General features: G+C 32.6%; 4 protein-coding genes and 1 pseudogene. 2 read left to right on the plus strand and 3 right to left on the minus strand.

Annotation, left to right across the window (positions count from 1 at the left end):
- Positions 1-161, minus strand: a pseudogene (locus ACQKM9_RS21780) (purine-nucleoside phosphorylase); the annotation flags it as partial.
- Between the two features lie 447 nt (positions 162-608).
- Complete coding sequence (locus ACQKM9_RS21785) at positions 609-1,796, minus strand: MFS transporter (RefSeq protein WP_427736566.1); 1,188 nt, start codon at positions 1,794-1,796, stop codon at positions 609-611.
- 149 nt (positions 1,797-1,945) lie between these two features.
- Between ACQKM9_RS21785 and ACQKM9_RS21790 the strand changes: the two genes are divergently transcribed.
- Positions 1,946-2,809 (plus strand): LysR family transcriptional regulator, encoded by an 864-nt coding sequence (locus ACQKM9_RS21790; RefSeq protein WP_427736567.1) that lies wholly within the window; start codon positions 1,946-1,948, stop codon positions 2,807-2,809.
- Positions 2,810-2,883: 74 nt separating this feature from the next.
- The gene (locus tag ACQKM9_RS21795) at positions 2,884-3,264 is read left to right on the plus strand and encodes a hypothetical protein (RefSeq protein ID WP_427736568.1); all 381 of its coding nucleotides are present in this window, start codon (positions 2,884-2,886) and stop codon (positions 3,262-3,264) included.
- Between the two features lie 76 nt (positions 3,265-3,340).
- Here the strand turns inward: ACQKM9_RS21795 and ACQKM9_RS21800 are convergent.
- Positions 3,341-3,410, minus strand: a 70-nt coding sequence (locus ACQKM9_RS21800) for an IS3 family transposase (protein ID WP_354473145.1), incomplete at its 5' end; no start/stop codon positions are given.

Genomic DNA, 3,410 nt, shown 5'->3' on the forward strand with positions numbered 1-3,410 from the left:
TATCCAAGCATGCCACGCACTTCGTTGAACTGCACGACATCTTCCAAATAATTATCTGCAATAAATTTAGCTCGTAATGGATCACCTGGTAATAGAATTGTCTCTGCAATTTCTACTCCATTAGGCTTAATGTGTGGCGTTTCTTTGTGATTTGTACTCATTGAATAAGTCTCCTTTTAAATAAGTTATAAAATAAGTTTTAAAATAGGTTCTAAATTAAGGTGCTCTATTTCCTCGGAATTATTAATGCGTTTTCATTTCAAGGAATGAAATAGACAACTCGTATATAAACTATCTAACTTGTACAATAAGTTGTCTATTTGGTATACAAATAAAATAGCACAGGTTCATTTCTTTTTTCAATTCTATTTTTAATTTTTTTCAATAAAAATGAAAACCCTTTCACAATTTTGTCATAGATAAAATCGAAATCAACTTATTAATATATGTAGAAAAAAATTCGTCAAAATACACATACTAAACTATTCCTGAAAAAATTCTAAAAAAGCATTCACAATAAGGTTTCTTTTCGTGAATGCTCTACATTTTTCTAATTCATTTTAGTTTGCATTTATTAATATTCACATTAAACATGTTCCCATCTCAATTTACGCTACTCTTACCTTTGCTCTATATAAATTTATCGCTCCTAGTGCCACAATGATTCCTACTATATAGAGCGCTAGTTGATAGCTGTTTAATATATTTACAATATAACCAAATAAAGATGGTGCAATAACGATAAACAATTGATTTAAAGTTAAAGCTGAACTTACTGTTAAGCCAATATACCGAGGATCTGATTGCTCCGTGACACAAGCAATGAATAACGAATACCAACCGATTGCTACAAAGCCTAAAAGAAAACAAAACAGTAACATCACTAACTCCGCATGTATAATTAGTGGCAATATAACTGTAAGTACTACTGTAACAACCATCACAATGAACAACAGTTTTTCTCTATTTTGTTCAAAGAATTGATCACTCACCCATGCAATGGCAACTCGACCAATCATCCCTCCTATTAAAATGAGGCTCAAATATACTCCTGCTTGAGTTAAAGAATAATTACCTTCTTTATGTAAATAACTCATGAAATGAGCGATAATAATCATCTGTAATGACATCATTACAATTCCTACCATATATATTGGATACAGTGCTTTGTTGTTTTTAATTGCATTCATTTTCTCTTTAAACGACACTGATTTAGATGCTGTAGCCATACTTTCTTTTGGCTCATGATACGCTATTAAAAATAATAATCCTCCAGCAATTGCCATGACCCCCTGTACAATATGTACTGCAGACAATTCGTAATGATAATAAGTATACGTTAGTAAGACAGAGGCTAAAGCTCCCCCGATCGGTATACCAGTTTGTCTAATTCCTAGAGCTAGTCCTCTATGTTTGTCTGGAAACCATTTTACGATAGCCGTGCTTCCACCAGTTTGAGCACTACCGTACCAAATTCCAACTAATATTAATAACAGTAACAAGATAATATAATTATTAACGAAAACGAGTGTTAATGCTGATAGCCCTAATAAAATAGAACCCCATCCAATGATTTGTTTTTCCCCTTTCTTATCCATCCAATAACCAAAAATAATCATCGAAAAAATAGGTCCTATATTTACAGCTGAAACGATAAATCCTGTTTGTAGCGCTGATAAATTCCATTCAATTTGATAAAATGTTGCGATTGGTCCCATACCATACGTCACAAAAGTTGCTGCTGTTTGGGATAGTGTCGCAACTAGTACGATTAACCATTTAGTATAACTATTCATAATAGGTACCTCCAAAATCTTTTTATTACACCTATGTATTTGTTCGGTATAATGAGTTAACTAGAGTTTACGATGTATACTACGACGCGTAAAATGGAAAAAAATGATAGGCGCTATCAAAAATTTTAATAGGGTGTGTGACAAGTAATATGAACATCGACGACATTGCATTGAAAATTGAAATATTAGAACGTCAAAATTTAAGTAAATCCGCCGAAATCACCAACTATACACAATCTGCGCTTACTTCTAAAGTGAAGAAAATGGAGTCAGAAATTGGACAGCCTATTTTTAAACGTACACCCCAAGGACTAAAAATCACCAACGTAGGAATTCAGTATAAAAACTACCTGCGACTCATTACACAAGAATACGAAGAGTTTTTAAACTCTGTTGCTGCTGATCAAGTGAAAACTAAAGTGAACTTTGGCGCATCACATACAACGATTAAGATTTATGGAGCTTCTATCGTCAATGCTTTAAACACAAATAACATTCCACTGGATGTAGATTTCACAGTAGAATCTAGTATTTCTATTAATGAAAAAATACACAACTCCGAAATGGACTGTGCACTTACTAGCAATCCGATTAAACATTACCCTGATTTAGCCTATGACATCATAGCCACTGAAACTTTCGAAGTCATTTCAAACAATTCTCATATTGTTAATTTTGACGAGCGTACACCTGTTACACTGCTTGTGTTAAGTAAAGGTTGTATGTACACGCGGGCTATGGTGGAATTTCTATCAAAAAATCAAATTCCATATAATTTAAAAGAAATTAAATCGGTCAGCAGTATTCAAGATTTCCTATATATTGATCAATCAATCGCTGTGTTAAATACCAAGCTAATTGACTTATATAACTATACAAACATTCACCGCTACAATTTACAGCTGAACAATAAGATTAACACTGTTTATATCTATAAAAAGAATGAAAGTACACAGAAGAATATTTTACAATTAAAAAATGTCATTCAATCGATTCTTGAAGAAGCCTTATGATCGTCTATTTCGTCTAATTATCAGAAACCTATTCATTAACTTTTAGAGAAAAATTTTACAAAGGAGAAATTACTATGAAATCAAATCGAGTTTTACTATTAATTTCTTTATCCCTTTTATGGTTAGTTGGTTGTACGGATCAAGATATTGAAGAACATACTAGCGAAATACCTGATGCAGCTGAAATACTAGAGTTAGATTCAAATGCTGATATATTTCAATGGGGAGATACTATGTATCAAACAGGAATTGATTGGGTAGATGAATTGAAGTTAGTAGAGAAAGAGCATGTCGGAACAATTGATTTTAAAGCATCTAATCCGGAAGATTTCAAAAATGGTGCAGCAAATAAATTACCCATTGGTGCTAAAATCTATTCTGTAAAAGACAGTAACGTTTTAATTGTAAAGTTTGAGGACGAAGTAAAGCGTTATTTAGCGTCTTCAGAAGGCTGATAAAACAACAAAATAAAAGTGTGTTTTGAAAAAATGGGACTGACCCCTGTGTTTAAGACAGGGATCAAAAAAGCATTTATCCAACCAGTTGTCGGTATTGTACCGGCGACTGGTTGTTTAGTTTCGCTTGTATTCGGATATAGTTA

Origin of the sequence: Viridibacillus sp. NPDC093762 (assembly GCF_050279675.1) — a bacterium.
Lineage (GTDB): Bacteria > Bacillota > Bacilli > Bacillales_A > Planococcaceae > Viridibacillus.